Here is a 14,098-nt window from a genome sequence, read left to right as displayed (position 1 = left end):
CCAGCATCAGTGCAGCCGGGGTGACGGCCCGGTCCGGTTCACGGACAGGAGCCGTCACCCCGCACGCAGGCTACGAATCCAGTTGGGTGCGTACCGAGACCGCCGCAGCGACGAGATTCCGCAGGGACGCGGTGACCTCCTCGTTGCGTCGAGTCTTGAGACCACAGTCCGGATTGACCCACAGGCGTTCTGCCGGAACAGCATCCAATGCCTCGCGCAGCGACCTCGTGATCTCGTCGACGGTCGGCACCCGCGGTGAGTGGATGTCGTACACACCCGGGCCGACACCGAGATCGAATCCGACCGCATCGAGGTCGTCGAGGATCTCCATGTGCGACCGCGCCGCCTCGATGGAGGTGACATCGGCATCGAGTTCGGCGATGGCACCGATCACCTCGCCGAACTCCGAATAGCACAGGTGCGTGTGGATCTGCGTGGAATCCGCGACCCCGGACGTGGCCAGACGGAACGCACCCACCGCCCAGTCCAGGTATTCCTTCTGCGCCGCGGCGCGTAGCGGCAGCAACTCGTGCAGTGCCGGCTCGTCGACCTGGATGATGCGGATGCCCGCTCTTTGGAGATCGACGGTTTCGTTGCGGATGGCGAGCGCGACCTGGTCTGCGGTGTCGGCGAGGGGCTGATCGTCGCGTACGAACGACCACGCCAGAATCGTCACCGGGCCGGTGAGCATGCCCTTGACCGGCTTGTCGGTCAGAGTCTGCGCGTACGTGATCCAGTCGACGGTCATCGGTGCCGGTCGGGCGACGTCTCCGTACAGGATCGGCGGGCGCACGCACCGGGATCCGTACGACTGCACCCAGCCCTGATCGGTGGCGAAGAATCCGTCGAGTTGCTCGGCGAAGTACTGCACCATGTCGTTTCGCTCGGGCTCGCCGTGTACCAGCACGTCGAGACCGAGTTCTTCTTGCAGAGTCACCACTTCGACGATTTCCTCACGCATCCGCCGAACGTATTCGGCACGGTCGATCTCGTCGTTGCGGAAAGCGGCGCGTGCCAGCCGGATTCTGCTCGTCTGCGGATACGACCCGATCGTGGTGGTCGGCAACAGCGGCAGGTCGAGGTGGGCGCGCTGGATCTCGCGCCGTCGGGCGGCAGGCGTGGTGCGCGCACGGTGTTCGGTGAGTGCGGACAGTGCGCCACGGCCGGCGTTGTTGTGCAGCCGTGGATCGGCACGGCGAGTGGCGGCGGCCGTACGGGACGCGGCGAGTTCGTCGGCGACGGCGCCGTGTCCCTCGCGCAGTGCTCGGGCGAGTGTTGCTACTTCACGCACCTTTTCGGTACCGAATGCCAGCCAGGACCGTAGGGCGTCGTCGAGGTGGGTCTCGGCGTCGACGGTGTACGGAACGTGGAGCAACGAACACGATGTGGACACCGCCAGTGCTCTCGCCGAGCCGAGCAGCGTGGCAAGCGTCGCGAGTGCTCCTTCGAGGTCGGTGCGCCACACGTTGCGGCCGTCGACGACACCGGCGACGAGCAACTTGTTCGCGAGACTCGGTAGTCCCGCGACCCCGGTCGCGGAACCGGCGACGAGATCGATGCCGATCCCCTCGACACCGGTGGCGGCCAGTCGGCCGAGAGCAGGACCGAGGTCCCCGAAGTAGGAGGCGACGAGAATTGCCGGGCGCTCTTCCGCAGCCGACAACGTGTCGTAGACGCGGGTTACGGCGCCGAGTGTTGCTTGATCGAGATCGCGCACGAGTGCGGGCTCGTCGAACTGCACCCACTCGACACCTGCCTCCGAGAGTTCTTCCAGCAGTCGGCGATACAGCGGAATCAACTCGTCCACCCGGTCGAGCAGTGGGCCCTGACCGTCGACAGGCTTCGAGAGAAGCAGGAACGTCAGCGGGCCGACGATCACGGGGCGTGCTGCGACGCCGAGGGCTGTCGCCTCGGCGACTTCACCGAGCACCTTGGATGGCTCGAGGGTGAAGGTGGTGCCGGGACCGATCTCCGGCACCAGGTAGTGGTAGTTGGTGTCGAACCACTTGGTCATCTCGAGGGGTACGACGTCATCGGTGCCGCGTGCGGCAGCGAAGTACCGATCGAGATCGTCGGTGATGTGCGCGGTTCGCGAGGGAAGTGCTCCCAGCATCGCTGCGGTATCGAGCACCTGATCGTAGAAAGAAAAGGTGTTGACGGGGATCGAGTCCAGCCCGGCGTCGCGTTGCGCGAGCCAGGTGGCGGAGCGCAATTGCTTTGCCACGCGCTCGAGTTCGGTTCGATCCGTCCGGCCGGACCAGAACGATTCCACGGCTTTCTTCAGCTCGCGTCGTGGGCCGATGCGCGCGGAACCGAGAACGGTGGCGGTGAAGGGGGATGCACTGTGTGTAGACACTGGGTACTCCGGTGGTGGTCGTGGATGGCCTACCGCCCAGTGGTGCACTAATCCGAGACGAGCCCCGTCGTCCCCGGCGCTGCCAGGGCGAATCGATGCCATCCGGGTTCGCGCGCCCAATCCTCGAGGCGGCATACCGCCGGGCGCGGTGCACCCGGCACAGATGGCAGGTCTTCGGACTCCCAGGCGCCCGAACCGTTCCGGTTCGTACCTACCGGCCGTCGCTTCCCGGAATCGCTTCCAGTGCTGGTGACGGCTTTCGTTCCTGTTTACCGCTGCGGGACAGTCCCGGATTCTCACCGGGTTCCCTCTTCACATTCCCTCGGCAGGAATGCGTCGACGCCGGATGCGGTCTTCGGGGCTCCTCACGACCGCGCCTGGCGAACCAACTGCACCGCGAAGTATAGCCTCGAAGTTCACCGTTGCGTAGCCGTCACATACCGGTATTCGCCCGGCGCCTGACGTTCGTTCTCCTCCGGTGCCGGCGGTCGCCGAATCGAAAGCTGTTGTCAGCGCGGACGATGCGGCGAATCCATCGGAGGGCTCGGGAACGGACAGTCGCCACACACTCCGCCGCCCGGCGTGCGGTAGAACAGGCAGCAACTACGACGCCGGCCTGTGGACGGGTCCAGAGCCGAACGAAGCCGCGGCTCGGCGAGCAGTGCCTCGACGTGCGATCGCGCCGGCTCCCCGGCGACCTGAGTGACACCGATCAGGGCGGACGCGGTGTTGCCCCACATCGCGCCGGGGGCGACGACGCTCCGCCACGACGCGATGAGTGGTTCGACCTGCCCGTCGAGCACCTCCGCGACGGGCGACGATCCGAATTGCGGATCGGCAAGATGCAGGAGCAGCGTGCCGCCCTCGGCCCGCCACAGCAGTCGTTCCGGATCCAGCCCGACGCATCGACCCGAGACGACAACCGAACCGACCGCGACGGACCACAGTCGCGCGGCATAACCGAAGTACACGGTCGACGCCGCGACCCGTGCCTCGGTGATCCCCATCCGTTCGGCGGTCTCGGCGATCAGAGCGTCGCGCGTGAGGGGATCGCGCAGTGTGGCCGTCGGTTGCCAGCGTTCGTCCGGAACAGGGCCGGTTCCGACGGCGAAGTACGGACTCAGGGCTGCGATCTGTCCGAGTACCCCGGCTGCGTCGGTCACGACGGTCTTCTCCTGGCTCACGGGTCCTCGCTCGTCGTCTTGCCGTCGGGAAGGTAGCACACGGTCCGAGCGCCGAAGCGTGGTCGTCACGAGGCCGACTATCGTGGATTCCACGGCAACCGATCGGAAGGACTGGCATGGGTGTGAGTTTGGCCAAGGGCGGAAATGTCTCGTTGTCGAAGGAGGCGCCGAACCTCACGGCGGTCACCATCGGCCTGGGCTGGGATGTCCGGGCGACGACAGGCGCCGATTTCGACCTCGACGCCAGCGCGCTCATGACGGGCGCGAACGGCAAGGTGCTCTCGGACCAGCACTTCGTCTTCTACAACAACCTGCGGTCGCCGGACGGGTCCGTCGAACACACCGGTGACAACCTGACCGGCGAGGGTGACGGTGACGACGAGTCGATCAATGTCGACCTCGTGGCGGTGCCCGCCGAAGTGCAGTCCGTCGTGTTTCCGGTGTCGATCCACGATGCCGATGCTCGTGGGCAGTCGTTCGGTCAGGTCCGCAACGCGTTCATCCGGGTGGTCGACCGCTCCGACGATCGTGAACTTGCGCGCTACGACCTGAGCGAGGATGCGTCGTCGGAGACGGCGATGGTGTTCGGCGAGCTGTACCGGCGCGGCACCGAATGGAAGTTCCGGGCGATCGGCCAGGGTTACGCGTCCGGTCTCGCCGGCATCGCTCGCGATTACGGGGTCAGCGTCGGCTGAGCCGGCCGCGCGCTGCGCGCCGCGGGTCCGGGATGACCGGGCCCGCGGCGCGCCCGCCTGATCTGCGCCGATCGTCTCCCGCCGGCCGACTCGCGGTGCGACACTGATGGAATGTGTAGATGGATGGCCTACTCCGGCGATCCGATCCTTGCCGAAGACTTGTTGTTCAGGCCGGAACATTCGTTGATCGATCAGAGCCTGCACTCTCATCTCGGTGCCACTACCACCAACGGCGACGGTTTCGGAATCGGCTGGTACGGACTGGGCGACGTGCCCGCAGTGTTCAAGGGCATCGACCCGGCGTGGAACGACGAAAATCTGCGCGAGATCGCCTCGCAGGTCAGTACCCCCCTTCTCTTCGCGCACATCCGGGCGTCGACCGGAAGCGCCGTCCAACGAAGTAACAGCCACCCGTTCCGACACGAGAACTGGCTGTGGATGCACAACGGATGCATCGAGGGGTTCGAGCGGATCAAGCGAGATCTGATGTTCGCCATCGACCCGGACCTCTATTCCGCCATCGAAGGATCCACCGACTCGGAGGTCCTCTTCTTCCTCGCACTGACGTTCGGTTTGCAGGAAGATCCGCTCGGCGCGGTGGGGCGGGCAGTCGGGTTGGTCGAACGCCTCGCCCGGCAATACGGCATCGAGGATCCGGTGCAGATGAGTGCGGCCACCACAGACGGCACCACGGTGTGGGCGTTCCGGTACTCGAGCGAGGGGAGAACGCGCTCGCTGTTCTATTCCACCGAGATCTCACGGCTGCGTTCGCTGCACCCGGAGGTCGAGGCGCTCCAGCGCTTCGGCATGACCGCGAGATTGGTCGTCTCGGAACCGATACGAGCGTTGCCCGGCGCGTGGAACGAAATGCCCGAAGGGTCTGCGGCCGTGGTCCGCGAAGGCCGCGACGACATCGTTCCTTTCGTCCCACTGGGCGTCGCATAACCCGCGCCTACGACATGACGATCGCGTCGAAAGCCCCGGCGTCCGGAACTCTCGGCGGTTCACGTGACTGACCGGGTAGCCCCCGGCGGGCGGGCCTCCCGCCGGTTGCTGTGGTGGGCCGCCGCGAGGCCGCTGCTGACTGCTGTCGTACTGCTGATCGTGTATTTCCTTGTGCCCCTTGACGGTATCGGCGACCTCAGGACAGTGACCCTGCTGATCGCCGGAGTTGTCGTCCTGGTCGCGGTGGCCGTCTGGCAGATCAGGAAGGTCATCGCGGCGCAGTACCCGGCCGTGCAAGCCCTCGAGGCGGCCTCCGCCACCGTCGCGCTGTATCTCGTCGGGTACTCCGCCCTCTACTACGTGCTCTCCGGAGCGGACGAGCAGAGCTTCAGTGAGGTGCTCTCCCGGGTCGATGCACTGTACTTCTGCCTCACCGTGTTCGCCACGGTCGGATTCGGCGACATCGTGGCCACCACCGATACGACACGGGCGGTCGTATCGATCCAGATCGTCGGCAATTTGATTCTCCTCGCGGTCGGCATCCGTGTACTGACCGGAGTGGTGCAGTGGCGTCGGAAGCAACGGGAGAGCTCTCCCGATACACCCTCGGGTTAGAACGGCAAGTTGGAAGGACCATGATCGTGGCTGAACCCGATTTCCCGACCGACAACAACGCGATGTACCTCGACAAGCCGGCACGGCGAGCGCGCGGTGAACGTGCGCGCCGCGCGGTGCCTCTCGAATCACTCGCCGAATGCGACAGTGCACCGGACCGCTCCCCCATCGACCTGCTCCTGAAACAAGCTGCGACCCGGGTGCCCCAACTCGTTCCGGTTCGGCACGGTCGTATGGCCGGGTCACCGTTCGCGTTCTTCCGCGGAGCCGCCCTGGTGATGGCCGACGATCTGTTCCGCGCTCCGTCCAGCGGGTTGATCACCCAACTGTGCGGTGATGCGCACCTGTCCAATTTCGGCATCTTCGCAACGCCCGAGCGGAAGCTCGCCTTCGACATCAACGATTTCGACGAGACCTACCCCGGCCCGTTCGAGTGGGACGTCAAGCGACTGGCAGCAAGCCTGGCGGTCGCCGCCCGGGACAACGAGTTCACGTCGCGGGAGCACCGGCGAATGACGAAGGAGTGCGCTTCCGAGTATCGGGAAGCGATGCTGCAACAGGCCGAGCAGGGCAACCTGGCTGTCTGGTATTCCCATATCGAGCCGACCACCGAGATGGTGGAACTGCGCGACGAACTCGACTCCTCGATGAAGAAACGCGTCCGCAAGTTGCTCGGCAAATCGGCACGCAACGACAGCCTGCAGGCGGCCGGAAAGCTCACGGCGGTCGTGGACGGCCGTCGCACGTTCATCAGCCGGCCACCGCTGATCGTGCCGATCGAAGAAGTGTTCGCCGACGCCGATGCCGCCGAGTTGTACGGCGAATTGCGCCGCCGCATCCGCGAATACGCTGCGACGTTGCAGTCGGATCGTCGCGTTCTGCTCGCGCAGTTCGAGTTCGTCCAGGCAGCCCGGAAAGTGGTCGGTGTCGGCAGCGTCGGTACCCGCGCATGGATCGTCCTGATGCGCGGCGCGGACGACGATCCGTTGATCCTGCAGGCAAAGGAGGCACAGAAATCGGTTCTCGCCGATTACGTCGACGGGCCGGTGTACGGGAACGAAGGCGAACGGGTGGTGCACGGTCAGCGGCTGATGCAGGCTGCCAGCGACATCTTCCTCGGATGGCAGCAGGGCCCCGGCGTCGACGGCGTCCGTCGGGACTTCTACGTCCGGCAACTGCGTGACGGCAAGGGTTCCGCAGTGGTGGAGGCGATGACTCCCACGGGAATGACCCTGTACGGACGGCTCTGCGCCCGAGCACTCGCGTACGCGCACGCACGCGCCGGCGACCGCACCGCGATCGCGGCGTATCTGGGATCCGGTACCGAATTCGACGACGCTATCGCCGAATTCGCGGAGGCATACGCGAAGAGGAACGTCCGGGATCACCAGGCGTTGCTCGACGCGATCGATTCCGGGCGCGTCGAGGCTCGGACGGGTCTGTGAGACGGAGGAAGGACCTAACGCACCAGCAGCCACTTCTTGTCGTGCCGATAGAACGTGGAACGCTTGAGTGCACGCGGATTGGCGACACCGTCGCGGGTGACGGTCGCGGCAGGGGAACCCAGTTGCATCGCGCGTCCCGCCAGCCACTTGTAGCCGCCGAACCAGCGCGGCCGGTCGACTGCGGCGCGCAGTCCGGGCATTGCCGGAGTCGGCTCGACGCGGATTCCCGGCACCGTGCCGGAGAACAAGCGGGTGTCGTCGACGTATGCCTCACCGACGAGGCCGGACTCGTCGCCGCAGATCAGCGCTCTGCCGACGATCGCGATACCGGCGTCGTCGCGGATGAGGGGGATCGCCGTCGCCTTGCCCTGGAGTGCGACGGACGCTGCCTTGGATCCGCTGCGCAGTCCGTAGGCCTCGGTGGCCGGGGTGCGCGATTCCGGCACGTAGGCGAGTTCGATGTCGAGGCGGTCGAGCCGCATCAGCCGGGTGAGTGTCGCGGCGAAGGCAGCATCGTTGCCGACGACGATGAGCCGGGGATTCTCCACCGAATCGACCTGGGCCAGGACGTCCTCGAAGTCGTCCTTTTCCGGAAGGGCGGGAGCAGACAGTGTCGTCTCCGGGGTGAGAGTCAGTGGCAGGGGTACCTCGCCACATCTGAACACTACCGGGGTCAACAGATCTCCTCGCGGATGTCGGGTTCGTGCGGTCTCGGCTCGGCTCCACTCTAAACGGAAGGGGGCCGGTGAGGGTGGACCAGCCGGGCCACCGCGCGCCCCTCCGGTTCGTGTCCGGTTCCGGCGAGAACGGTGCCGGGCCCGTCGGCGCGAGGGAAGTGGACTACACTGTGGTCCCGGCTGCTGTCCGGTTCGAGGGCAGGACCCTGCAGGGCGAGACCGCCCGCACGTACCACCTGCCTGAGGAGAGCGCGACATGCCGGCAATCGTCCTGATCGGAGCCCAGTGGGGCGACGAGGGTAAGGGCAAAGCTACGGACCTGTTCGGCGGACGTCTGCAATGGGTGGTGCGTTACCAGGGCGGAAACAACGCCGGGCACACGGTCGTGCTCCCCAACGGCGACAAGTTCGCCCTGCATCTGATTCCGTCGGGCATCCTGACGCCGGGTGTCACCAACGTCATCGGTAACGGTGTCGTCGTCGACCCGGGTGTGCTCCTCACTGAGCTCGCCGGTCTCGAAGAGCGCGATGTGGATACGTCCCGTCTGCTGCTCTCGGCCGACGCGCACCTGATCATGCCGTACCACGTGGCCATCGACAAGGTCACCGAACGCTTCCTCGGCAAGAGCAAGATCGGCACCACCGGCCGTGGAATCGGGCCGTGCTACCAGGACAAACTCGCTCGTGTGGGTGTCCGCGTCGCCGACGTTCTCGACGAGAAGATCTTCACCCAGAAGGTGGAGGCGGCGCTCGAGTTCAAGAACCAGGTGCTTGTCAAGATCTACAACCGCAAGGCGCTCGATCCCGAGCAGGTCGTCGAGGAAGTCCTCACCCAGGCCGAGGGATTCAAGCACCGCATCACCGACACCCGCCTCGAGTTGAACAACGCGCTCGATCGCGGCGAGACCGTCCTCCTCGAGGGGTCGCAGGGCACGTTGCTCGACGTCGACCATGGCACCTACCCGTACGTCACGTCGTCCAACCCGACCGCCGGCGGCGCGGCTGTCGGATCGGGCATCGGCCCGACGAAGATCACGACCGTCCTCGGAATCCTCAAGGCGTACACGACGCGCGTCGGATCGGGTCCGTTCCCGACCGAACTGTTCGACAACTACGGCGAATACCTGGCGAAGAAGGGCGGCGAGGTCGGTGTCACCACCGGTCGCGCGCGCCGCACCGGCTGGTTCGACGCCGTGATCGCCCGGTACGCCACCCGGGTCAACGGCATCACCGACTACTTCCTCACCAAGCTCGACGTGCTGTCCGGTCTCGACACCGTGCCGATCTGCGTCGGATACGACGTCGACGGGGTCCGTGTCGACGAGATGCCGATGACGCAGACCGACGTGCACCACGCCAAGCCGATCTACGAAGAGATGCCGGGCTGGTGGGAGGACATCTCCCACGCCCGCACCTTCGAGGAGCTTCCGAAGAACGCGCAGGATTACGTGCTGCGTCTCGAAGAGCTTTCCGGAGCGTTCATCTCGTGCATCGGTGTCGGTCCCGGCCGCGACGAGACGATCGTGCGCCGCGACGTCATTCGCTGACATAGGTCGGGCCGCAACTGAAGCCGGTTGCGCGGCTGAGCCTTGACGGTCCTCGGCGGACGTGCGGCTCGCAAGCGTCGGTGTGCAGCGGCCACCATGTGGTGCGGAACCGGATCAGGTCGTCGGTGGCGCGACAATGCGCACCGACCGCGGCGGGCTGGCAACCGTGAAGTCGCACCGTCGTGCAGCGGCCACGAACGGCTCGGGACTCGGATCGGTCGGCCAGTCGGCCTCTCCCGCGTTCCCGAACAGGCTGACCGCGTTGGGGTTCGGCCCGGTGGTGAACCGGGTTTGATACTGCAGCCCGGCGAAGGTGGTGGCGTCAAACTTCGCCGCCCACTCCTGAGGCACCGCGTATGGGGTCATGGTGACAAGTTCCCTGGTCAAACCGAAGTCCGCTGCCGTGTCCGCGCAGGTGTCGGCGAGCCGATGGTTGCGTGGCACGGTCAGGGTGGAGAGCTGGCGTTCGGCGGCGAATTCGTCGCTGATGATCCCGGTTGCCGCCAGCGCCTGGCCGACGGTCTCCCGGATCGCTGTGAGCTCGTCGTACGCGAGATAGCAGGTACCGCGTGGCGGGGTCAGATCGAAGCGGCCGCCGCCGTCGGAGGAGAACCACCAAGGGCCGTTCCCGGCGCGATGCCCGCGGTGCAGCGGCTGCGCCGCGGTGAGTTCGCAGGCGGGGAAGTTGCGCAGCGGCCGGGTCGGCGGCCCCAGAGCGACAGTGTCACGGCTGCTCACGCGGCCCACCGCTGCGCGTCGGCGCGGGCCAGATCCAGTGCCGCGTCCAGGGGATGACCGTCCACGATCCAGTCGGCTGCAGTGCGGTCATCGAGCTCAGGCTGAGGGCTGCGAAGCCAGACTGCGCAGGTCCACGGGTCGGCAGCGTCGCGCAGGGTCCTCCACAGAGTGAGCAGGTGTGGATGCACCGTTCCTGTGTCGGTGAACTGCCAGGTGGGGTAGACCCACCCGCCGCCGTCGAGTTGGCAGGCGATCACACTGCCCGTGGCTACAGCCTTGTTGACGGCTTGGCGGCTCACACCCCACCACTGTGTCAGCCCCGCGGTGTCGTAGAACGGGCCGATGAGCTGGTCGTAGACGTGGGGGAGTGCTGCAGTCATCGCGCGAGCGATCGACTTGACGTCTGCAAAGGCAGCGGGGGAGACGTGGGCTTCGCGTGCGCGGTCGAAGGTGTCCTGGACGCGGCGGGTGAGCTCGTCCATGAGCTCACGTTGTTGCTCGGCGAGGGTAACCATGCGAAAGCCTCCTGGTCGTCAACCGTGTCAACCCCAGCGTCCTCTTCTGCGTCAACCGTGTCAACGAACGAGGGTGGGTATTCTCATTCCACGCGCAGTGCTGAGGTTCGCCCCTGCGGGCCTGCCTCACTGACTGGCCTGCCTCGATCGGTCCACTTTCGGCGATACTGGACCGGTGATCACGCGTGCGATAGGGGCCGGTTCGCTTGTCCGGGATCTGGGCAACTGGCAGGACGCCGGGGACCGCAGGCCGGCATACCGTGCGCTCGCCGACGGCATCCGCCTGCTCGTGCACGACGGTCGGGTACCACTCGGGGTGGCGCTGCCCAGCGAACGCGAACTTGCGTCGGCCCTGTCGCTGAGCCGCACCACTGTCACCGCCGCGTACACCGCGCTCCGCGAGGCGGGGTACCTCCGCAGTCGGCAGGGAGCACGCAGCACGGTGGCGATGCCTGCCGAACGAACCACGGTCCCGGCGTCGGCGTCGGCGTCGGCGCCGGTTCTCGGTGAGGCGATCGACCTCCGAAACGCGTCGCTCGCGGCCCCGGCGGCAGCCATCGAAGCGGCGTACAGCGCGGCACTGGGATCGATGTCCGCGTATCTGGGCTCCCACGGCATGGAACCCGTGGGCGTCATGGCGCTCCGCGACGTGATCGCACGCCGGTACCGGGATCGTGGGCTGCCCACCACGCCCGATCAGATCATGGTGACTTCCGGTGCGCAGCACGCGATGCGATTACTGCTCGGCGTGCTCACCGATCCCGGCGACCGGGTGATCGTCGACCACCCCACCTATCCGAATGCGCTCGAAGCGATCCGTCGTCACGGCACCCGTCCGGTGCCGGTCCCGGTGCGACCGGAAGACGGACCCGCCGGCGGCTGGGATCTCGACGGACTCGCCGGTGCCGCCCGCCAGACCGGCGCGCGCACCGCGTTCCTGGTGCCGGACTTCCACAATCCGACCGGGCTGTGTCTCGACGCGGACGGGCGGGCAGAACTGACCCGCATCATGCGTGAAGCCCGGGTGACGCTCGTCGTGGACGAGACGATGGTGGACCTGTGGCTGGACTCCCCGCCACCGCCGCCCGTCGCCGCGACCTCGTTCGGAGGGCAGGTCGTCACCGTCGGGTCGACCGGCAAGTCGTTGTGGGGTGGGCTGCGAGTGGGGTGGATCCGTGCCGACCGGGACCTGATCGTGCGTCTCACCGGAGCGCGTATGGCAGTGGACCTCGGCACGCCGGTCATGGAACAACTTGCCGCCGCGCACCTGCTGTCGGATGTCGAGGATCTGCTCGATGCCCGCCGCCACGTGTTGCGGGAGCGCCGCGCCGCACTCGTCGACGCGCTCGCGGACCGGCTACCGGCGTGGCAGTACACGCTCGGGCAGGGCGGCATGTCGTTGTGGGCGCGGATGCCCGAACCGGTGTCGACGGCCCTCGCCGCGACCGGACCAGGTCACGGGGTGCTGCTGGCCGCCGGTCCCCGATTCGGAGTGCAGGGTGCGTTCGAACGATTCGTGCGACTGCCCTACACCCAGGAACCGGACACCCTGCGGCGTGGAATCGCCTCGGTCGCCGCGGCCTACAGCGCCGTCACCGCGGGATCGCCCATAGACGAGACCAGGATCGTCGTCTGAGAGACCACGAAAGCCGCTGCCCCGCCGGAAGATCCGTCGGGGCAGCGGTCGAGCTCTGAAAGAGTCAGACCCAGAGCGCGTCGATATCGGTCGCCTCACCGGCCGGCGCTGCGGGCTCACCCGACGGCGTACGCGAGAAGCGCGGAGCGGGCGCGTGCTGGACGACACCGTCGACCTCGATCAGCGATCCCCGAGCGGCGAGATGCGCGTTCTGCGGCGCCTCCGCGAAAGTGAGGACCGGCGTCACGCACGCATCGGTACCGAGGAACACCTCGGTCCACTCGTCGCGGGTCCTGCTGAGGAACTTCTCCGCGAACACCTTCTTCATCTCCGGCCACGAGGCCTTGTCGAGCTGGTGCGGCAGATCGGCCGGATCGAGTTCGAGACCCTTCAGCAGGAGCGCGTAGAACTGCGGTTCGATCGCACCGACGGCCATGTACTTGCCGTCCGAGGTCTCGTACACCTCGTAGAAGTGTGCACCGGTATCGAGCATGTTCACACCGCGCTCGTCGGACCACAGGCCGTTGCCGCGGAACGACCACATCATGTGCGACAGGGCGAGAGCACCGTCGACCATCGCCGTGTCGACGACCTGGCCGCGACCGGATGTCTGACGTTCGACCAGCGCCGCGAGAATGCCGAAGACTAGGAACATCGAACCGCCGCCGAAGTCACCGACCATGTTGAGCGGCGGGACGGGCCGCTCGCCCTCCCGGCCGATCGCGTGGAGCACACCGGTCAGCGAGATGTAGTTGATGTCGTGGCCGGCGGCGTTGGCGAGAGGACCGTCCTGTCCCCAGCCGGTCATGCGGCCGTACACGATCCGGGGATTGCGCTCGAGCACCACGTCCGGTCCGAGGCCGAGACGTTCTGTGACGCCCGGACGGAAGCCCTCGATCAGCACGTCGGCGCGCTCGAGCAGTGCGAGCACCTTCTCGATGTCCGCCGGGTCCTTGAGGTTCGCCTCGACGACGCGACGGTTGCGCTGGATCGGGTCGCGGTGGCCCGCGGGCGGGATCTCGCCGGGCCGCTGCACGATGACGACGTCCGCGCCGAGGTCGGCGAGCAGGGTCGCCGCGTGCGGTCCGGGACCGAGTCCCTTGAACTCGACGACGCGAATATCCGCGAGCGGGCCCTTCTTCTCAACAGCTTCAGCGGACACTCGTCGAACCTCACTCCGATGCGTAGGAACTCTCCGACCGGGACAGTACCTTAGCGATCGCTCGGGAATATGAGCGTGGTCACGGTGTCCCGGGTCACGCCTGGTACAGGTCGGCCTCGGACAATCCGGTGGCCTCGAAAGCCTCGCCGAGATCGGTGTGCCGCACCACCATGACGACCTGGTCGTCGACCACACGGAAGGCGTACGCCTCGTCGATCGGTGTGCCCGGGGTGTTCGCCCACGTCGCGCGCTCTTCGACCACGACGATGCCTTCGTGGACGAACATGCGGCCGGGCTCGAGGGTGACCCCGGACGTCGTCGCCCATTCCCGCAGTTCGTCGAGACCCTGATCGGCGTCGTCGTCGTCGGTGGGAAGCACGATGTCGTCGCTCGACAACTCGAGGAGCGTGTCGATGTCGTTGCTGTTGACAGCCTCGTGCCAGGCCAGGACGGTAGCGATCTCGGAGGTACTCATGATCGAAGCCTAGCGTCACGCCGCGCGGCCGACATCCTTCCCGGGCACCGAAAACCGGGCCGGAATCCACTGAATCGGCTGCCCTGCGGGTCGGTCGCGGGCACAGTGG

13 protein-coding genes and 1 riboswitch are annotated in these 14,098 nt (G+C 66.7%); of the genes, 6 read left to right on the top strand and 7 right to left on the bottom strand.

Annotation, left to right across the window (positions count from 1 at the left end; genetic code table 11):
* Positions 1 to 70: 70 nt before the first annotated feature.
* Both metE and AC0B44_RS09340 read right to left on the bottom strand, forming a co-directional pair.
* Positions 71 to 2,356, bottom strand: a complete 2,286-nt coding sequence (metE, locus tag AC0B44_RS09345; RefSeq protein WP_471902621.1) for a 5-methyltetrahydropteroyltriglutamate--homocysteine S-methyltransferase — start codon at positions 2,354 to 2,356, stop codon at positions 71 to 73.
* Between the two features lie 148 nt (positions 2,357 to 2,504).
* Positions 2,505 to 2,709: riboswitch (cobalamin riboswitch) on the bottom strand.
* Between the two features lie 156 nt (positions 2,710 to 2,865).
* Positions 2,866 to 3,540, bottom strand: coding sequence for a (2Fe-2S)-binding protein (locus AC0B44_RS09340; protein ID WP_471902620.1), 675 nt, complete (start codon positions 3,538 to 3,540; stop codon positions 2,866 to 2,868).
* 116 nt (positions 3,541 to 3,656) lie between these two features.
* On the opposite strand from AC0B44_RS09340, the gene AC0B44_RS09335 reads away from it, so the two are divergent.
* From AC0B44_RS09335 to AC0B44_RS09320, 4 genes are all read left to right on the top strand, one after another.
* The gene (locus tag AC0B44_RS09335; protein ID WP_471902619.1) at positions 3,657 to 4,235 is read left to right on the top strand and encodes a TerD family protein; all 579 of its coding nucleotides are present in this window, start codon (positions 3,657 to 3,659) and stop codon (positions 4,233 to 4,235) included.
* A gap of 111 nt (positions 4,236 to 4,346) precedes the next feature.
* Positions 4,347 to 5,180 carry a class II glutamine amidotransferase gene (locus tag AC0B44_RS09330; protein ID WP_471902618.1) on the top strand — a complete coding sequence of 278 codons (834 nt, stop codon included), beginning with the start codon at positions 4,347 to 4,349 and terminating at the stop codon, positions 5,178 to 5,180.
* Between the two features lie 63 nt (positions 5,181 to 5,243).
* A complete protein-coding gene (locus AC0B44_RS09325) occupies positions 5,244 to 5,795 on the top strand; it encodes a potassium channel family protein (RefSeq protein ID WP_471902617.1) in 552 nt (183 codons plus the stop codon).
* 62 nt (positions 5,796 to 5,857) lie between these two features.
* The gene (locus AC0B44_RS09320; protein WP_471902702.1) at positions 5,858 to 7,240 is read left to right on the top strand and encodes a DUF2252 domain-containing protein; all 1,383 of its coding nucleotides are present in this window, start codon (positions 5,858 to 5,860) and stop codon (positions 7,238 to 7,240) included.
* Positions 7,241 to 7,254: 14 nt separating this feature from the next.
* Here the strand turns inward: AC0B44_RS09320 and AC0B44_RS09315 are convergent, their stop codons facing one another.
* Positions 7,255 to 7,917 carry a hypothetical protein gene (locus tag AC0B44_RS09315; protein WP_471902616.1) on the bottom strand — a complete coding sequence of 221 codons (663 nt, stop codon included), beginning with the start codon at positions 7,915 to 7,917 and terminating at the stop codon, positions 7,255 to 7,257.
* A gap of 256 nt (positions 7,918 to 8,173) precedes the next feature.
* On the opposite strand from AC0B44_RS09315, the gene AC0B44_RS09310 reads away from it, so the two are divergent.
* Positions 8,174 to 9,463 (top strand): adenylosuccinate synthase, encoded by a 1,290-nt coding sequence (locus AC0B44_RS09310; protein ID WP_471902615.1) that lies wholly within the window; start codon positions 8,174 to 8,176, stop codon positions 9,461 to 9,463.
* A gap of 114 nt (positions 9,464 to 9,577) precedes the next feature.
* On the opposite strand, the gene AC0B44_RS09305 is transcribed toward AC0B44_RS09310, so the two are convergent.
* Together AC0B44_RS09305 and AC0B44_RS09300 are read right to left on the bottom strand one after the other, a co-directional pair.
* Positions 9,578 to 10,201, bottom strand: a complete 624-nt coding sequence (locus tag AC0B44_RS09305) for an RES family NAD+ phosphorylase (RefSeq protein WP_471902614.1) — start codon at positions 10,199 to 10,201, stop codon at positions 9,578 to 9,580.
* Positions 10,198 to 10,716 (bottom strand): hypothetical protein, encoded by a 519-nt coding sequence (locus AC0B44_RS09300; protein WP_471902613.1) that lies wholly within the window; start codon positions 10,714 to 10,716, stop codon positions 10,198 to 10,200. The genes AC0B44_RS09305 and AC0B44_RS09300 overlap by 4 nt, the downstream gene beginning before the upstream one ends.
* 175 nt (positions 10,717 to 10,891) lie before the next feature.
* Between AC0B44_RS09300 and yczR the strand changes: the two genes are divergently transcribed.
* On the top strand, positions 10,892 to 12,352 hold the full coding sequence (gene yczR / locus AC0B44_RS09295; protein ID WP_471902612.1) for a MocR-like transcription factor YczR: 1,461 nt from the start codon (positions 10,892 to 10,894) through the stop codon (positions 12,350 to 12,352).
* A gap of 64 nt (positions 12,353 to 12,416) precedes the next feature.
* Here yczR and AC0B44_RS09290 read toward each other — a convergent pair whose 3' ends face one another.
* Together AC0B44_RS09290 and AC0B44_RS09285 are read right to left on the bottom strand one after the other, a co-directional pair.
* A complete protein-coding gene (locus AC0B44_RS09290; RefSeq protein ID WP_471902611.1) occupies positions 12,417 to 13,514 on the bottom strand; it encodes a CaiB/BaiF CoA transferase family protein in 1,098 nt (365 codons plus the stop codon).
* A gap of 94 nt (positions 13,515 to 13,608) precedes the next feature.
* Positions 13,609 to 13,989, bottom strand: a complete 381-nt coding sequence (locus tag AC0B44_RS09285) for a nuclear transport factor 2 family protein (protein ID WP_471902610.1) — start codon at positions 13,987 to 13,989, stop codon at positions 13,609 to 13,611.
* Positions 13,990 to 14,098 lie beyond the last annotated feature (109 nt).

It is taken from the genome of Rhodococcus sp. NPDC019050 (assembly GCF_055664235.1).
This window is presented reverse-complemented; position numbering and strand designations above follow the sequence as displayed.